We start from the raw sequence: 15,659 nt of genomic DNA, 5'->3' as shown, positions 1-15,659 counted from the left end.
CGCAACCTTCAGGTCAGTTCGTAAAGGGTCAAATAACAGGCCGATCAAATTTGCGTGATTTTTGGACTCCGTGCGGCGAGCGTGGCAAATCCGCCATAGACCGATGGTCTAGATTTCTCCTTTGGCATTTTCGACCGGCAGCCCGCTCGCGCCAGACGGCGAAGCTCCCGCGGTATGGTGACACGCCGCAATCTCGTCCGCCGATAAACTGGCGGTCACCAGCGCCTTTATAGCGATAGCCGCGCAACAGGTGACGCTGTCATCATCGATCAGCCGTTCCCCTATTAGCTGAGATTGAGCTCCTTGAAGAAATCGTTGCCCTTGTCGTCGATCACAATGAAGGCGGGGAAATCCTCGACCTCGATCTTCCAGATCGCCTCCATGCCGAGTTCGGGATATTCGACGACCTCGACACTCTTGATGCAGTCCTGCGCGAGCCGGGCGGCGGGGCCGCCGATCGAGCCGAGATAGAAGCCGCCATGGCGCTCGCAGGCTTGCCGGACCTGAGCCGAGCGGTTGCCCTTGGCCAGCATGACCATCGACCCTCCGAAGCTCTGGAATTGGTCCACATAGGAATCCATACGCCCGGCTGTCGTCGGTCCGAATGAGCCGGAAGCATAGCCCTCCGGCGTCTTGGCAGGGCCGGCGTAGTAGACAGGATGATCCTTGAAATAGGCCGGCATCTCTTCTCCGGCTTCGAGCCGCGCCCGTATCTTCGCATGGGCGATGTCACGCGCAACGATGATCGGGCCGGTGAGCGAAAGGCGAGTCTTTACCGGGTATTGCGAGAGCGTCTTGAGAATCTGACTCATCGGCTGGTTGAGGTCGATCTGGACGACATCGCCGCCGAGATGGCTGTCCTCGATCTCCGGCAGATATTTGCCAGGGTCACGCTCCAGTGCTTCGACGAAAATTCCGTCCTTGGTGATCTTGCCCTTGGCCTGGCGATCGGCGGAGCACGAGACGCCAATTCCGATCGGCAGAGATGCGCCGTGACGCGGAAGGCGGACAACCCTCACATCGTGACAGAAATATTTGCCGCCAAACTGGGCACCGACACCCATTTGTTGCGTGAGCTTGTGAACTTCGGCTTCCATTTCCAGGTCACGAAACGCGTGGCCAGCTTCGGAGCCTTCCGTCGGCAATTCGTCCAGATATCGCGTCGAGGCCAGTTTCACCGTCTTCAGGTTCATCTCGGCACTTGTGCCGCCGATGACAATGGCGAGGTGATAGGGCGGACACGCAGCCGTGCCGAGCGTCAGGATCTTCTCCTTCAGAAAGTCGATCATCCTGTCATGCGTCAGCAGGGAAGGGGTTCCCTGATAGAGAAAGGTCTTGTTGGCCGAACCGCCGCCCTTCGCAACGAAGAGGAACTTGTAGGCATCCTCGCCTTCTTCATAGATATCGATCTGTGCGGGAAGATTGTTGCGGGTGTTCTTCTCCTCGAACATCTTCAGTGGTGCAAGCTGGCTATAGCGCAGGTTCTTCTTCTCGTAGGCATCCAATACGCCCTTTCCGAGCGCTTCGGAATCGCCGCCTTTCGTCCATACGCGCCGGCCCTTCTTTGCCATGACGATGGCGGTCCCGGTGTCCTGGCACATCGGCAGGATTCCGCCTGCGGCGATGTTGGCATTCTTCAAGAGGTCGTATGCGACAAAGCGATCGTTTTCCGTCGCCTCGGGATCCTCGAGGATCTTCCGCAGCTGCGCCAGATGTCCGGGGCGCAGCAGATGGTTGATATCGGAAAAAGCCGCTTCGGAAAGAAGCCGCAGAGCCTCCGGTTCGACCGTCAGGATCTCTTCGCCGCGAAACGTATCGACCGAAACATGATCGCTGGATATTTTTCTCCAGGGCGTCTCGTCACTGGAAAGCGGGAATATCTCGGTCACTGCGGATTGGGCCATGGGAACCTCGAAATTATCATAAACAGCTCGTGGGGCTGGTCTTTAGCGGCATGACGGACAAATGCCAATCGGCCTGAGGGTTGCCGGAATGACACGACTTGGAAACCATTTTCGGATGAAGCTGCCAGAGCATTCGTGATTCCGTCCCGATCCGGTAGGATCACGATAATGAATCAAAGGAACCGTCACTGCGTTCGTGACGTATACCTCGAACCGGTGATGTGTGCCGGTCGATAGAGGGAGAACAGATTTTGCTTCGCCGACCTTCACTGACGATGCTCGCAATCCTCGCCCTCAGTGCCGGGGTCGCCATGCCCGTGGGCCCGAGTTACGCCCAGCAGGCGCAGGTCCACCTCGCTTCCGAAGGCGGACTGCCTGGCGTTTTTCGTCGTATTTTCCGGGCTGGCGAAGATCGACGCGTGGTGCGCCCGCGCGTTGAACGGCGCGTCATCCGCCGCCAGCCGGAGCGGCGGGTCATTCGTCGGTCGACCCAGCAATCGCAGCCCAAAAGAGCGGCAGCGCCGATCAAGAAGGTCGCGCCTCCGACATTCAAGGCTTTCACCGCCGAGGGTCTGACGACCGTCGATTTCTCCTCGCTGAAGTCGATCCGCCCCGAGCGTTCCGAGATGGTCGCAAGCGGCCTCTATCTTTCGATGCTGCCCCGTCTGGAGAGCTTTACCCTCAAGGCTGAGGCCGATGTCGCCGAGGCGTTGACGACGTTTTATGCAAACCGGTTCGAGCCCCTCTGGCTGGACGGCTTGAAGCCGAACGAACAGGCCCGCGCTGCGCTCGCTTTCCTCCAGTCGGCGGAAGATGACGGACTTCGTGCATCCGATTACAGCCTGGGAACGCCTGTTCCGCGGAGCGAGCCGGTCGTAGCCCGCTCTCTGGCGATACCGGTTGCCGCTTCGAATGGCGCAAAAGGAACCGAAGTTCCCTTGTCGCCGAGTGGCGAGACCACCGGCTCTGTCGATCCGGAGCGGAGCGGGCAGAGCGCGCGTGATCTCGCGATCCGCTTCGAGATGGCCTTGTCGGCACGCCTTCTTCGTTATGCCCGGGACCTGGCCAAGGGCCGGTTGGACGCCAACAAGCTCTCCGGTTTCCATGATCTGCCACGGCAGCCTTTCGACGGTGTCTCACTTTTGAATGCGGTTGCAGACGGCCAGTCGGTCGCCACGGCAAGCCGGGCTTTCGCCCCGAAGGATCCGGCCTATCGTATGCTGCTGGATGAATTGGCGGCAGTGCGGGGCAAGTCCTCTTCTCTGCCACGGATCGAGGGACGCGTTCTTTGGAAGGCGGGTGAGACCGATCCGCGTTTTGCCGATTTTCTGACCATCGTCGAAGCCACGGCGCCGGCGGATGTTCTGGCTGAATATCGCGACGTCCTTACTGCGCATCGTGGCGATACCTATGCGCCGGAACTGGTGCCCCTCATCAAGGCTCTTCAGAAGAGTGAAGGGCTGAGCCAGGATGGTGTTATCGGCCCGCGGACCATCGCTGGTCTCGTGCCGGACAGCCCGGCCGAAAAGATGGAAAAGATCGAACTGGCTCTCGAGCGGATGCGCTGGCTACCGCGCGAACTGGGGGAACGGCGCGTCTTCATCAACCAGCCGGAATATGTCGCCCGCTATTACGAAAGCGGTGTCGAAGACACGCAGATGGCCGTCGTTGTCGGCACGAAGACGAACCAGACCAATTTCTTCTATGACGAGATCGAAACGGTCGTCTTCCGACCTTATTGGGGGCTTCCGCGCTCGATCATCATCAATGAATATCTCGGTAAGCTGCGCGCCGATCCCAGCTATTTCGACCGCAAGGGTTATGAAGTCGTCCAAGGCGGCCGCGCCGTATCGTCATCATCGGTGAACTGGTGGGCGTCGGCCTCCAGCCTGAATGTGGGCGTTCGCCAGAAGCCGGGGGCGTCAAACGCCCTCGGCGAACTGAAGATCCTCTTTCCGAACAGCCACAATATATACATGCATGACACGCCTTCGAAGCATCTCTTCTCGCGCTCGAACCGTGCCTACTCCCATGGCTGCGTCCGGCTCTCCGATCCGCGCCTGATGGCGGCCAAGGTGCTTGGCACCGACCGGCTGACGATCGACTCGCGCCTTGCTTCGGCAGGTAATGCGGAGCGGGAAAAGGTGACTGCGAAGATACCGGTCTATCTCGGTTACTTCACGGCGTGGCCCGACAAAAGCGGTCGCGTGAATATGTTCGACGATGTGTACGGTCGCGACGAGCATCTGTTGGAGTCGCTGCAGAAAGTGAGCGAGACACGGGCCATCTGAAGCCGGAAAAGTTCGAGACAGCCTGGATCGTCATTTCGGCTGTCTCAACGCTTGACGAAATGAACAAGCCCACCTTATAGGACGCGCGGTCTGGACGGCGCTTCGCAACGCCGGGTCATGACGGGCGGTTAGCTCAGCGGGAGAGCACTCGCTTCACACGCGAGGGGTCACTGGTTCAATCCCAGTACCGCCCACCATTCCAGCCTTCTGAACAGCACCACATAGTTCTGCCTTTTTCGTCAGAAGCATTACCTCTGACCGGGCGGCCTAAGCCGAAGCGGACCTTCGCTGCGGCTGGCGCGAGCGGCCGCAATGCGGACGAAGCCGCCGCTTCCGCCGGGCGTAGTCATGTCCGGTCCCGCCTCTCGTACGACGTTAAGCAGTTCGCTAACCGATGTCTGAAGCGGACATCGCTTCAGACCGAAGACAAGGTCATTCGACAACCGTTGCTCTGACACCCTGCAACTCTTCCTCCAAGCGGCTTGTCAGGACGCCGAGGGCAATCGTGGCGGTTTCGATCTGCTCGGGCGTCAGGTTTTCGGCCAGCGATCGCGCCCAAGGAGCCTGCACAGCCAGCGCGCGGTCGTACAGGCGGCGCCCTTCTGTGGTGAAGACGACGAGCTGCGCACGCTTGTGGCAGGGGTTCGGCTGATAGGCGAGGGTTCCCTCCGCGACCAGTTCGCCGCAGATCCGCTGTACGCCCTGTCGCGAGACGCCGAGACCCCGTGCCAGTTCCGAGACCGTCCGCGCCGAGTCCACCTCCGCCACGCTTCCCAAGACCTGCCAGCGCGCACTCGTCAGCCCGATCGGCGCCGTCAACTGGTCCCCTCTCAAGATCAGACGGCTGTTGGCGCGCATGATCGCGAGGATGAGCCGGGTTATCGGATCGGACGACATCGGCAGAGATACTCCAGTTCGGAAGACGTTGGAGCAAACTTCTAGACTTGACAGCATGCTGTCAACATCCGATGTGTTGACAGCATGTTGCCAAGCTAGTCGAGCGCGGGACTATGGGTCTCACCCTCTACCAAACCGAACCTTCGCGGCTGGATCGTACGCTGGGTAATCCGGAGGGGATGCTCCTACGGAGCGTTTGGAACGGATCAGCTGGACGCAGCCGATGGCAGCTTCTGCCACCACGCGCTCAGTCCAGCGCGACACCTGAAAGGAAAGACCATGACCAACGTTCTGAAAACACTTCGAGGAGCCCATGTCGGACTGCGCGTCGCCGAGCGCGATGCCGCAGTGAAGTGGTACCGGGAAAAACTGGACATGCACGAAACGAGGGCGTTCGACCTCATGGGCATGACTTTCACCGAGATGGCGCTGGCTGGCGATCCAACCTTCCGGATTGAACTCGTGTCCGGTCCAGGCGCAGAGGGCGGGGCTCAGAGTGACGACCTCTACACAAGCTTCGGCGCACACGGCTGGCATCATCTCGGCCTGTGGGTCGACGACGTCGATACGGCCGTCGAGACGCTGCGAGATCGCGGCGTGACGGTCACGCTGGAGCCCACCGACAATGATGATTGGAAGGTTCGGGTTGCCTTCGTGGTGGACCCCTGGAGCAATGTGATCGAACTCCTCCAGTCCAGAGTCTGAGCTGCACGTCTCGATACCTCTGCGCCCAACCGTCCCTGTGGAACTTCTTGGCCGATGTGCGCGAGGAAGACGGCACCGAACATCAAAGGTCTGCTTTCAGCGCGGTAGCTCAAAAGCAGACCGAGAGCTTTACCACCCGGAGCGGACCTAGCTTCCTCGCACAGCGATGAACTGGAAGGGCTCCTTCCGGCCGTTCGCCGCGCGCTGCCTGAACGGCAGCTTCTGCCGCTGGCGAGCGCCAGGCGGGCCGTGAGAGGCAAACCTTTCTGACGAAAAAGGCAATCTCGGTTCCGTGCCGAGATTTCGCCACCCTGCTTTCAGACGATATTTCCCCGCCCGAGAGGCAGGACTTTGTGACTCCTGCCACCTTCTACTCGCTATTGCTTTGGTGTCAGCAATTCGTCGGCCATGGCGATCGTCAGTTCATCGAAATGATCGATGATGCGCTCCGGCTGAAGCTCGGCGATTGGGACGTCGCTATAGCCAAAACTGACAGCCACGACAGGGATTGCGGCAGCCTTGGCCGTCGCAATGTCGGTTCGCGAGTCGCCGAGCATGAGGCTGTGTTTCGGATCACCGCCGCTCGCGGCAATCGTCTCCGTTAGATGGCGTGGATCGGGCTTGCGGAAGGCAAAGGTGTCTGAGCCTGATACGGTCGCGAAGGCCGTTCGGATCCCGAGACCCTCCAGGAGATGGGTAGCCAGAGATTCGAACTTGTTGGTGCAGACTGCCAGCGTCCAGCCTTCGTCAGCAAAGCGCTTCATCGATTCTACCGCGCCCGGAAAGGGCTTGCTGCGCCCCGGAATATTGGCTTCGTAATGACCGATAAAGCGCTCAAGGAGTGCATTCAGGGCATCGTCGGTTAGATCGTCGAGCTTGCCTTGCGCTTCGAATGCGCGTTGAATCATGACTCGAGCGCCATGCCCCGCAAGGTGGCGGATGTCCTTCTCCTCTGCGGGAGAGAGCCCACGAGAGACAAGGCACTCGTTCAGCGAGTCGACCAGATCCGGGGCGGTATCGACGAGCGTGCCGTCCAGATCGAAAACAAGCGTTGGTCGCAAATCGGTCTCCTTTGGATGTCGCCGCAGATCGGCAAGCGCTTTCCTTGCCGTTGAACATCTTCAGGTCAAGCCGGGGCTTTGACGCTTGGGGTAAAGCTGTTAAGCGAGCAGCCGGGATCAATAAGGCGGAATGCAGGAATGGATGCTGTAGCGCTGAAAACAGAAGCGGCTCGAGACGCTCTTTCGGAAGTCCAGAGCGGAATGAAGCTCGGAATTGGCACCGGTTCCACGGCGGAGGCCTTCATCCATCTTCTGGCGGAGCGCGTGGCCGACGGCCTTTCAATCATCGGCGTTCCGACCTCCGAACGTACCGCGGCGCTCTGTGAGAAACTTGGCGTGCCCTTGTCGACGCTGAAGGAAACGCCGGCGCTCGATCTGACCATTGATGGCGCAGATGAGATCGACCCTTCGCTTGGCCTCATCAAGGGAGGCGGTGGCGCTCTGCTGCGCGAGAAGATCGTCGCCAAGGCCAGTCAGCGGATGATCGTCATTGCCGATGAAAGCAAGATGGTCGACACGCTGGGCCGTTTTCCACTGCCGATTGAAGTCAACCGGTTCGGGCTTGAAGCGACTCGACTGGCGATTGAAGAGGTGGCCAAGTCTCTCGGATTATCCGGAACCTTGTCTTTAAGGGGTGGAGAGGACGATCCATTCGTGACCGATGGCGGCCATCTCATCGTCGATGCATCATTTGGCCGCATTCCGGATTCAAGAGCGCTATCCAGATCGCTGCACGACATTGCGGGTGTCGTCGAGCATGGTCTTTTTCTCGATGTTGCAGTTCTGGCCGTGATTGCCAGTTCTGAGGGAGTGAAACGGTTTACGCCGCTCGCCGTATAATGATGGAGTATTTGATGCCAACATTTCGCAGGGTAATGTTTGGAATGGCCGCGCTTGGTATGATGCTGACCGGCTCCGCCTTTGCGCAGACCGTTACCGACGCGCAGAAAGAGCAGGCGTTGCGGCTGATCGATGCCATTCACGTCACAGACATGTTCGCCGACTATCCGATCAAGGATGCGCTCGCCATCGAATCGCAGATCGTCGTGGCCTATCCCAACCTGGCCGATCAGGTGAATGAGATCGTTCAGGAAGAGGCGCTCAACCTCGCCGACCGCTTCCAGGCGTTCAAGGGTGAAGCGGCGCTGATCTATGCGAAGGCCTTCACGGAAGAAGAGCTCCGCCAGCTCGCAGATTTCTTTTCCACCGATGTCGGCCAGAAGATGCTGAACGAGCAGGAAATCATGTATCGGGAAGTTGGCCGCGCCGCCGAAATCTGGCGTGAGGGCTTTCGCAAGGATCTTGCTACCGCGGTGCAGAGCCGTGTTGAAGAAGTCGCAAGTCAAGGCCAGGGCCAGCCTGCCGAGGACGCGGCTTCCGACGAAAGTGCAGAGCCTGAAGAGCCGGCTGCAAACTGACCGTCGACAGCCGACTGCTTGATTTTGCCCGGCGCGGAACCAGTTTTCGCGCCGGTTTCTTTTTTCGGCATACCGCTCCAAAGATTGGTGAATTCCTATGCAGCGTTACGATTATGATCTGTTCGTCATCGGTGGAGGTTCCGCCGGAGTACGCGCGGCCCGACGCGCCGGCGAACTCGGAAAGAAGGTGGCGATTGCGGAGGAATATCGTCTTGGCGGCACGTGTGTTATTCGCGGTTGTGTCCCGAAGAAGCTCTTCGTTTATGCCAGCCAGTTCCACGAGCATTTTGAAGACGCCGCAGGTTACGGTTGGACCGTTGGAAAAAGCTCCTTCGACTGGCAGACGCTCATCCAAAACAAAGATGCCGAAATCGACCGACTAGAAAGCCTCTATAATGACGGTCTCGAAAAGGCCGATGTCGACATTTTCTGCGGTCGCGCGGTTCTGGAAGATGCGCACACGCTTCGCCTCTCATGCCAGGACATGGTCGTGACAGCGGACCAGATCGTCGTGGCGACCGGCAGCAGGCCGAGCGAGCACATCGCGCTGCCGGGCTTCGATCTCGCAATCGACAGCAACGATGCTTTCCACCTCGAGACGCTACCGAAATCGATCCTCATCTATGGCGGAGGGTATATCGCTGTCGAGTTCGCCAATATCTTTCATGGCCTCGGCGTCGAGACGACATTGCTTTATCGCGGCGTGGAAATTCTCGGTCGTTTTGATCGCGATATTCGCCGCGGGCTGCATGACGCGATGGCGCGCAAGGGCATTCGCATCATCACTCGTGACAATCTGCGCAAGCTGGAGAAACGCGAGGACGGCCGCATCGATGCGTGCCTTCACAATGCGGATGAGGCGCTCGCATTCGACCAGGTGATGATGGCGATCGGTCGCGAGCCCAATACCGAGGCTCTCGGATTGGATGCGGCCGGAGTTGAGACCGATCAAAAGGGCGCGATCTGCGTCGACGAGTTTTCACGTACCAATGTCGAGAACGTTTGGGCCTTGGGAGATGTGACGGATCGGGTTCAGCTGACGCCGGTCGCCATTCACGAGGCGATGTGCCTCATTCAGACGCTTTATCACGACAATCCCACAAAGCCTGATTATGGCTGCATTCCGACAGCGGTCTTCTCGCAGCCTGAGATCGGAACGGTCGGGCTCTCCGAGGATGATGCCTGTGAGGAGTTCGACGATCTCGACATTTACAAGTCATCCTTCAGGCCGATGCGCAATACCCTGGCGCAGCGGGATGAGCGGATGATGATCAAGATCGTCGTCGATGCCGAAAGCGATCGTGTGCTGGGCGCACATATTCTTGGACCGGACGCTGGTGAATTGGCGCAAATCCTGGCCATAGCGGTGAAGGCCGGCCTGACAAAAGCTGACTTCGATTCCACCATGGCGCTTCACCCGTCTGCTGCCGAGGAAATCGTGACGATGTATGAGCCCAGCTACCGCATCCGAGACGGTGAACGCGTCTCGGCATGAATTTTCTATTCATTTCGTTTTTCGGGTTGAATAGAATTGTAGAGTAGAATAGGGGTGCCTCGAACCGATTGGAGGCACTTCATGGTCGATATTCCGAGCCTGACCGGGCGCCAGATTCGCTATATCCGCGCGATGCTGGATTTGAGCCAGAGCGAACTTGCGCGTCGCACGGGTGTTTCCCAGCCAACGGTTAACCGAATGGAATCAGAGGCTGATCGTCCTTTCGAGACAATTGCGGCTGTGAAGATCCGTGGTCTCGCAGACGAAGCCGCGCTGGCCATTCCGCCTCATTCGGCATTCGCCGATCCGAGCCATGCACCGCTGCGTCCCCGTATTGCGGTCGATAATACTCACAAGACAGATTCAAAGAAGGAGGGCCGTCACGTGAACGCAGAACCGTGGTCGCCGTCATCCTGGCGCGAGAAGCCGATCAAGCAGGTCCCCGCCTATCCCGATGCGAGCGTTCTGAAAGAAGTCGAGGAGCGCCTCAGTTCCTTTCCGCCTTTGGTTTTCGCCGGCGAAGTGCGTTCTCTGCGCGAGAAGCTTGCGGACGTTGCTGCGGGTCGTGCTTTTCTTCTTCAGGGTGGCGATTGCGCCGAGAGCTTTGCCGAGCATGGCGCCGACAACATTCGGGACTTCTTCCGCGCGTTTCTCCAGATGTCGGTTGTGCTGACCTTCGCGGGTGGGAAGCCGGTGGTGAAGGTCGGGCGCATTGCAGGGCAGTTCGCCAAGCCACGCTCTTCCGATATGGAAAGCAAGGATGGTGTAGAGCTTCCGTCCTATCGCGGCGATATTATCAACGGCATCGATTTCGATGAAGCTTCGCGTATTCCCGATCCGATGCGCCAGGAGATGGCCTACCGGCAGGCAGCCGCTACGCTGAACCTGCTGCGTGCTTTTGCCCAAGGCGGTTATGCCAGCCTGGAGAATGTGCACAAATGGATGCTCGGTTTCGTATCCGACAGCCCGCAGCGCAATCGCTACGAGGCGCTTGCCGCACGCATTTCCGAGACCATGGACTTCATGTCGGCAATCGGCATCAATTCGGATAATTATCGCCGCCTCCGCGAGACCGATATGTATACCAGCCACGAAGCGCTGCTGCTCGGCTATGAAGAGGCGCTGACGCGGATCGATTCCACCTCGAACGACTACTATGCCACTTCGGGTCACATGATCTGGATCGGCGACCGGACACGCCAATACGATCATGCGCATATCGAATTTTGCCGCGGGGTGAAGAACCCGATCGGTTTGAAGTGCGGCCCCTCGATGGACGAAGACGATCTCATTCGTCTGATTGACCGCCTCAACCCGGAGGATGAACCCGGGCGTCTGACCCTGATCGGCCGTTTCGGCAGCGACAAGGTGGGCGAACATCTGCCGCGCCTGATCCGCCGGGTCGAGCAGGAAGGGCGGACCGTGGTCTGGTCCTGCGATCCGATGCACGGCAACACCATTTCTGCCGGCAGCTACAAGACGCGACCGTTCGAGCGGATCACGCGGGAAGTCCAGTCCTTCTTCGACATCCACCGTGCCGAGGGGACCTATCCCGGCGGTGTTCACGTAGAAATGACGGGCAAGGATGTGACCGAGTGCATGGGCGGGGCCCGTGCCATTGGCGAAGCCGATCTCGGCAGCCGCTATCACACCCACTGCGACCCGCGCCTGAATGCCGAGCAAGCGCTCGAACTGGCTTTCATGGTTGCGGAATTGCTGCGGAAGAATCAGGAACAGCAGCAGAAGACGGCGGCAGCTGGCTGACCTCCAGAGCGCCTGCCAACTTCAAACCCGCCCCGTCTGTGAACGGGGCGGGTTTTTTCGTTCACAAAACGGCGATGATCTGTCCTTGCAGGAGGGATTTTCTCATTCCTCGCTGTCCCTCATCTTAGCGAGACAAGGAGAAATCCCATGTCTCATTTGACAACCGAAACACATTCCATGCCCACGCTTTTTCTTTCCCATGGCGGCCCGAATGTGATGCTCGACGATACGCCGGCCAAACATTTCTATGAGAACCTTGCGGCGGAGCTGCCTAGGCCGAAAGCTGTGGTGATCATGAGTGCGCATTTCGAGACGAGCGGTGTCTCGGTCGTGACCGATCCCGAGCCAGGCATGATCTATGATTTCGGTCGCGGTTTCCCCGCCGAGTTGTTTGAGATGGTCTATCCGGCGCGCGGAGAAGCAGCACTGGCCGAGCGTGTGTTCACGATGTTGGATGAGCAGGGGCTTACCCCAACGCGCATACCTCAGCGAGGTTACGATCATGGCACGTGGACCATGATGCGGCTGATCTATCCGGAAGCCGACATTCCGATCGTTCAGATTTCGATCGACCCCTCGCGTGATGCGGCATGGCATCACAGCATCGGCAAGGCGCTCGCACCATTGCGGGAGGAGGGCGTTCTGCTCGTTGGTTCCGGCCACATCACGCACAATCTGCGCGCTGTCTTCAGCGAAATGAGAACCGGGAAAGCGGTACCGCGTGAATTTACCGAACGCATCGACGCGTTCACGGACTGGTTTGCCGACGCCGTCGAAAAGAAGGGTGGTGGAGCTCTCCTGGAATGGAAAGAGAAGGCGCCCTTCGTCGCCGACAATCATCCGACCGACGAGCATCTCATGCCGATCTTCTTTGCCCATGGCGCGGCGGGGGAGAAGAGTGACGGTCGGCGGATTCATCATTCCCGTGTAGGAGGCGTTCTCTCCTTCGACGTCTACCGCTTCGACTAGCCAACAGAAGAGGCTTCTTGTATCCCGGCGCTGCACAATGACGTTTGGGGCGCCTCATGAAGCGGTTGGTCGATGCCTTCTGGAACTCGGTAGACGGGTTTCTGTTTCTTGCAACGCATGAGAAGGCGTTCCGGCAGGAGTGCTTTCTTCTCGTGGTCGCGCTTTTCGTGGCGCTTCCCATTTCAGAAGATTGGCGCGGATACGCCCTGCTCATCTCCGTCATCCTGATCCTGATGCTCGTCGAGGCGCTTAATACCGGCATCGAAAAGGCGTGCGACGCCCTTTCGACAAGCTTTCACGAGCAGATCAAAGTGGCAAAGGATTGCGGCTCGTTAGCGGTGCTGATCGCCTCCATTATCGCGATCTGGACATGGGGCCTTGCGGTTATCGACTGGTGGGTCGGCTACTAGGTCGACAGGCATGAATGTGAAGATCGAGGCGCTGAAACGGCGCTGTACCGGTCCTTAGGGACGGTTCATTTTCGTCGAAATTTGAGTTGAGAGCCAAGCCTGTGCGATGAACCGCAATCAGGATTAAAAAAAGCGGCGCCCGGAAGCGCCGCTTGTTCGATTTCGTTCAATTCCGGCAGGAGCTTATTTGCTCATTGCCTTCTGAAGGTTCTCGTCGATCTTGTCGAGGAAGCCCGTGGTCGAGAGCCAAGGCTGATCCGGCCCGATCAGAAGCGCTAGGTCCTTGGTCATGAAGCCGCTTTCGACGGTGGAAACGCAGACCTTTTCCAGCGTCTCGGCGAAATTGTTCAGCTCATCATTGCCGTCGAGCTTGGCACGGTGCTTCAGGCCACGCGTCCAGGCAAAGATCGAAGCAATCGAGTTGGTCGACGTTTCCTGACCCTGCTGGTGCTGGCGGTAGTGGCGCGTCACGGTGCCGTGTGCGGCTTCGGCCTCGACGGTCTTGCCATCCGGCGTCATGAGAACCGATGTCATCAGGCCGAGCGAACCGAAGCCCTGCGCCACCGTATCGGACTGCACATCGCCATCATAGTTCTTACAGGCCCAGATATATCCGCCCGACCATTTCAGATTGGCGGCAACCATGTCGTCGATCAGACGATGCTCATAGGTGATGCCGGCTTCCTTGAACTGGTCCTCGAATTCGGTCTCGTAGACCTCCTGGAAGATATCCTTGAAGCGACCATCATAGGCCTTGAGGATCGTATTCTTGGTGGAAAGGTAGACCGGATAGCCGCGCTGCAGGCCATAGTTGAGCGAAGCGCGTGCGAAGTCGCGGATCGAGTCGTCCAGATTGTACATCGCCATGGCAATGCCGGAGGACGGCGCGTCGAACACCTCGTGTTCGATTTCGGTGCCATCTTCGCCGACGAACTTGATCGTCAGCTTGCCGGCGCCGGGAAACTTGAAGTCGGTCGCGCGGTACTGATCGCCGAAGGCGTGACGGCCGACGATGACCGGCTCGGTCCAACCCGGAACCAGACGCGGTACGTTCTTGCAGATGATCGGCTCGCGGAAGATGACACCGCCCAGAATGTTGCGGATCGTACCGTTCGGCGAACGCCACATCTTCTTGAGGCCGAACTCCTCGACACGGCCTTCGTCAGGCGTGATCGTGGCGCATTTGACGCCGACGCCGTGCTCCTTGATCGCATTGGCTGCATCGATCGTGATCTGGTCGTCCGTCTCGTCGCGCTTCTCGACGCCCAGGTCGTAGTAGAGCAGGTCGATATCCAGATATGGATGAATGAGCTTTTCCTTGATGAACTGCCAGATGATCCGCGTCATCTCATCGCCGTCGAGCTCGACGACCGGATTGTCCACCTTGATCTTCGCCATCAGTTTCGATCCCTCTATCTATCGCTGTCCTGGGCCTACTGGCCGTTTGTGATGGCCCCATAGCAGCCATCCACGCGAGTGCATAGACTTCGGAAGGCTTCTGTCCGCGTGCTGTGCCCTGAAACCGGTTGAAGGATAGAGATATGACAGAGGTGCAAAGCGTCGAGGCAAATGGGATCGAGATCGCTTACGAGGCGGACGGTCCGGAAAACGCGCCGCTTCTTCTGTGTCTTCACGGCTTTCCGGAATATCGCGCAGGCTGGTCCGATATCGCCTCGATCCTGAATAAGGACTTTCGTATTATTCGCCCCGATCAGCGGGGCTATGGCCAGACGGAAAAGCCACAGGGTGTCCAATCCTATCGCACCCGTCATTTGGCTGCGGACATGTTCGCCTTGATGGAGTCTGTCGCGCCCGGTGAGACCTTCTTTCTGGCCGGGCACGACTGGGGCGCCTCCGTCGCCTATGCCATGGCCTTTTCGAAACCCGAACTGATCGAGCGCCTCGTCATCGTGAACGGGCCCCATCCGGTGACTTTTCAACAGGCGATCTTTCATGACGAAAAGCAGCGGCGCGCGAGCAGCTATATTGCAAAGCTGAAGGCGGAGGATGCCGAAGAGCGCCTGACCGAAAACGACTATGAGCGATTGCTCTCGATGATGGCGGATTTTTCGGCCTGCCCCTTTCTTTCCGATGAAAAGCGGCAGTCCTACAAGGAAGCATGGAGTCAGCCCGGTGCACTGACCGCCATGCTGAACTGGTATCGTGCATCACCCATTATCGTGCCGAACGACGAAGACGGAGTGGAAGACGCGCCGCTTTTGAACCTCGATGACTCACTGGTTCAGGTGACGATGCCGCATCTCGTGATCTGGGGGGAGGAGGATACGGCGCTACGCCCGTCGGTTCTCAAGGGGTTGGAAGATCATGTCGATGATCTGCGTAAGGTGTTTATCCCGGGCGCCGGTCATTGGGTCCTTCACGAAAAGCCGCAAAAGGTCGCAGAATTAATGAGGGCTTTCCTGAAGGAGCCTAGCTGATCCGGTGCGGTTCAGGATGAAATCCGAGAACGAACCGTCTGACCTTCGCTTCCGCCATCTCGCAGGGGCGCAGGTAGAAACGGCCTTGGCTGCCACGATAGAGATTGAGGCTGACGAAGTCCGAACCGCCGAGTTCCTCTGCATAAAGCCAGAAACGTCGTTCGTCTTTCGCCGCTTTCTTGGTGACACCCCAGCGGCGACCTTGGTATCGACCGAGGCAATAGCCGTTCGGAAGACGGTGAAAGCGGTCGAGGAAACGCCCTTCGATACCCATGCTTGCTTCGGAACCATAACGACGTCTTTGCGT

General features: G+C 58.6%; 14 protein-coding genes and 1 tRNA gene. 10 read left to right on the top strand and 5 right to left on the bottom strand.

The features are described 5' to 3' along the window. Nucleotides 1–284 precede the first annotated feature (284 nt). On the bottom strand, nucleotides 285–1,904 hold the full coding sequence (locus D8780_RS07620) for a fumarate hydratase (protein WP_121645060.1): 1,620 nt from the start codon (nucleotides 1,902–1,904) through the stop codon (nucleotides 285–287). A gap of 251 nt (nucleotides 1,905–2,155) precedes the next feature. Between D8780_RS07620 and D8780_RS07615 the strand changes: the two genes are divergently transcribed. Together D8780_RS07615 and D8780_RS07610 are read left to right on the top strand one after the other, a co-directional pair. Next, nucleotides 2,156–4,195: a L,D-transpeptidase family protein gene (locus tag D8780_RS07615; RefSeq protein ID WP_147440296.1), complete on the top strand. Its 2,040-nt coding sequence runs from the start codon at nucleotides 2,156–2,158 to the stop codon at nucleotides 4,193–4,195. A 122-nt stretch (nucleotides 4,196–4,317) separates the two neighbouring features. Continuing rightward, nucleotides 4,318–4,392, top strand: a tRNA-Val gene (locus D8780_RS07610). A 235-nt stretch (nucleotides 4,393–4,627) separates the two neighbouring features. On the opposite strand, the gene D8780_RS07605 is transcribed toward D8780_RS07610, so the two are convergent. Beyond that, nucleotides 4,628–5,092 carry a MarR family winged helix-turn-helix transcriptional regulator gene (locus D8780_RS07605; protein ID WP_121645058.1) on the bottom strand — a complete coding sequence of 155 codons (465 nt, stop codon included), beginning with the start codon at nucleotides 5,090–5,092 and terminating at the stop codon, nucleotides 4,628–4,630. Between the two features lie 279 nt (nucleotides 5,093–5,371). Between D8780_RS07605 and D8780_RS07600 the strand changes: the two genes are divergently transcribed. Next, nucleotides 5,372–5,797: a VOC family protein gene (locus D8780_RS07600; protein WP_121645057.1), complete on the top strand. Its 426-nt coding sequence runs from the start codon at nucleotides 5,372–5,374 to the stop codon at nucleotides 5,795–5,797. A 377-nt stretch (nucleotides 5,798–6,174) separates the two neighbouring features. Here the strand turns inward: D8780_RS07600 and D8780_RS07595 are convergent, their stop codons facing one another. Continuing rightward, on the bottom strand, nucleotides 6,175–6,858 hold the full coding sequence (locus D8780_RS07595; RefSeq protein WP_121645056.1) for an HAD family hydrolase: 684 nt from the start codon (nucleotides 6,856–6,858) through the stop codon (nucleotides 6,175–6,177). A gap of 138 nt (nucleotides 6,859–6,996) precedes the next feature. Here D8780_RS07595 and rpiA point away from each other — a divergent pair, with 138 nt between their 5' ends. From rpiA to D8780_RS07565, 6 genes are all read left to right on the top strand, one after another. After that, nucleotides 6,997–7,698 (top strand): ribose-5-phosphate isomerase RpiA, encoded by a 702-nt coding sequence (gene rpiA, locus D8780_RS07590; RefSeq protein ID WP_121645055.1) that lies wholly within the window; start codon nucleotides 6,997–6,999, stop codon nucleotides 7,696–7,698. Between the two features lie 14 nt (nucleotides 7,699–7,712). Further along, nucleotides 7,713–8,276, top strand: coding sequence for a DUF2059 domain-containing protein (locus tag D8780_RS07585; protein WP_158598462.1), 564 nt, complete (start codon nucleotides 7,713–7,715; stop codon nucleotides 8,274–8,276). 97 nt (nucleotides 8,277–8,373) lie between these two features. Next, entirely contained in the window at nucleotides 8,374–9,771 is a 1,398-nt protein-coding gene (gor, locus tag D8780_RS07580; RefSeq protein ID WP_121645053.1) for a glutathione-disulfide reductase, read from the top strand. A gap of 81 nt (nucleotides 9,772–9,852) precedes the next feature. Then, nucleotides 9,853–11,535, top strand: coding sequence for a class II 3-deoxy-7-phosphoheptulonate synthase (locus tag D8780_RS07575; protein WP_158598461.1), 1,683 nt, complete (start codon nucleotides 9,853–9,855; stop codon nucleotides 11,533–11,535). Between the two features lie 147 nt (nucleotides 11,536–11,682). Then, nucleotides 11,683–12,504: a DODA-type extradiol aromatic ring-opening family dioxygenase gene (locus D8780_RS07570; protein ID WP_121645052.1), complete on the top strand. Its 822-nt coding sequence runs from the start codon at nucleotides 11,683–11,685 to the stop codon at nucleotides 12,502–12,504. Between the two features lie 56 nt (nucleotides 12,505–12,560). Further along, complete coding sequence (locus D8780_RS07565; RefSeq protein ID WP_121645051.1) at nucleotides 12,561–12,914, top strand: diacylglycerol kinase; 354 nt, start codon at nucleotides 12,561–12,563, stop codon at nucleotides 12,912–12,914. A gap of 183 nt (nucleotides 12,915–13,097) precedes the next feature. Here the strand turns inward: D8780_RS07565 and D8780_RS07560 are convergent, their stop codons facing one another. Continuing rightward, on the bottom strand, nucleotides 13,098–14,312 hold the full coding sequence (locus D8780_RS07560) for an NADP-dependent isocitrate dehydrogenase (RefSeq protein ID WP_121645050.1): 1,215 nt from the start codon (nucleotides 14,310–14,312) through the stop codon (nucleotides 13,098–13,100). 143 nt (nucleotides 14,313–14,455) lie between these two features. On the opposite strand from D8780_RS07560, the gene D8780_RS07555 reads away from it, so the two are divergent. Further along, nucleotides 14,456–15,352 carry an alpha/beta fold hydrolase gene (locus tag D8780_RS07555; protein ID WP_121645049.1) on the top strand — a complete coding sequence of 299 codons (897 nt, stop codon included), beginning with the start codon at nucleotides 14,456–14,458 and terminating at the stop codon, nucleotides 15,350–15,352. On the opposite strand, the gene D8780_RS07550 is transcribed toward D8780_RS07555, so the two are convergent. After that, a complete protein-coding gene (locus D8780_RS07550) occupies nucleotides 15,345–15,626 on the bottom strand; it encodes a hypothetical protein (protein ID WP_121645048.1) in 282 nt (93 codons plus the stop codon). The genes D8780_RS07555 and D8780_RS07550 overlap by 8 nt on opposite strands. Nucleotides 15,627–15,659 lie beyond the last annotated feature (33 nt).

It is taken from the genome of Notoacmeibacter ruber (assembly GCF_003668555.1).
In the GTDB taxonomy this organism is placed as follows: Bacteria; Pseudomonadota; Alphaproteobacteria; order Rhizobiales; family Rhizobiaceae; genus Notoacmeibacter; species Notoacmeibacter ruber.
The sequence above is the reverse complement of the archived record's forward strand: the minus strand, read 5'-3'. Positions and strand labels throughout refer to the sequence as shown.

Excerpts from the sequence above, each read along its gene's own strand:
- D8780_RS07620 (WP_121645060.1), bottom strand. The coding sequence starts at position 1,904 with ATGGCCCAATCCGCAGTGACCGAGATATTCCCGCTTTCCAGTGACGAG.
- D8780_RS07605 (WP_121645058.1), bottom strand. The coding sequence starts at position 5,092 with ATGTCGTCCGATCCGATAACCCGGCTCATCCTCGCGATCATGCGCGCC.
- D8780_RS07600 (WP_121645057.1), top strand. The coding sequence starts at position 5,372 with ATGACCAACGTTCTGAAAACACTTCGAGGAGCCCATGTCGGACTGCGC.
- rpiA (WP_121645055.1), top strand. The coding sequence starts at position 6,997 with ATGGATGCTGTAGCGCTGAAAACAGAAGCGGCTCGAGACGCTCTTTCG.
- D8780_RS07585 (WP_158598462.1), top strand. The coding sequence starts at position 7,713 with ATGCCAACATTTCGCAGGGTAATGTTTGGAATGGCCGCGCTTGGTATG.
- gor (WP_121645053.1), top strand. The coding sequence starts at position 8,374 with ATGCAGCGTTACGATTATGATCTGTTCGTCATCGGTGGAGGTTCCGCC.
- D8780_RS07575 (WP_158598461.1), top strand. The coding sequence starts at position 9,853 with ATGGTCGATATTCCGAGCCTGACCGGGCGCCAGATTCGCTATATCCGC.
- D8780_RS07570 (WP_121645052.1), top strand. The coding sequence starts at position 11,683 with ATGTCTCATTTGACAACCGAAACACATTCCATGCCCACGCTTTTTCTT.
- D8780_RS07565 (WP_121645051.1), top strand. The coding sequence starts at position 12,561 with ATGAAGCGGTTGGTCGATGCCTTCTGGAACTCGGTAGACGGGTTTCTG.
- D8780_RS07560 (WP_121645050.1), bottom strand. The coding sequence starts at position 14,312 with ATGGCGAAGATCAAGGTGGACAATCCGGTCGTCGAGCTCGACGGCGAT.
- D8780_RS07555 (WP_121645049.1), top strand. The coding sequence starts at position 14,456 with ATGACAGAGGTGCAAAGCGTCGAGGCAAATGGGATCGAGATCGCTTAC.
- D8780_RS07550 (WP_121645048.1), bottom strand. The coding sequence starts at position 15,626 with ATGGGTATCGAAGGGCGTTTCCTCGACCGCTTTCACCGTCTTCCGAAC.